Source organism: Undibacterium sp. RTI2.2, from assembly GCF_035018705.1.
Classification (GTDB): domain Bacteria; phylum Pseudomonadota; class Gammaproteobacteria; order Burkholderiales; family Burkholderiaceae_D; genus Undibacterium.
Genome location: NZ_JASJXN010000136.1, coordinates 1 through 545, shown reverse-complemented (window position 1 = coordinate 545; position 545 = coordinate 1). Strand labels below are relative to the sequence as shown.

The 545-nt window shown below is 46.6% G+C and carries 1 pseudogene; it reads right to left on the bottom strand.

The features are described from left to right. Positions 1–545: pseudogene (locus QN395_RS21435) on the bottom strand (glycosyl transferase family 1); the annotation flags it as partial.

Here is a 545-nt window from a genome sequence, read left to right as displayed (position 1 = left end):
AAAGTAATGACCTCATCGTTAGAAGTTAGCCAACGACCATCAGGTAATTGGAACCGAGCAGCAGGATCTGGCTTGACGGTATCTGTATCAATCCCATCATGAATAACCTCAATACGATCCTGAACAATTGAAGGGTAACTTTGACGTTGCCACTGTGTTGGACTGATCCCTACATCCATACATGACAAGGATTGCAGTTGCACCATATTGCGTAGCCTGAGCTTAAGCTTATCGTCCTCAGACGTAGGCAAGGCTGGATCAAATCCTATATCTTGTCCTTCCGCCTGATAATAAAACTCGCAAAAACTCACCAGTCGACAAGCAGGAAACACATCCTTCACAAATAAAGCCTCGCCCCACCCAGGATGGACCAATACCACGTCAGGGATGAAACCCCGTTTTTTTAAATCCAGCAAACCACGATAGACCGCTTGCCCTCGACGAACAGCGAGCTCTAATGAATCAAGCCAAGGATGCGTGAGCATCGCATCTGCTGGCATTTCATAACCAGCCAAATAAGCACCCGGCATTGCATCACGAAAATT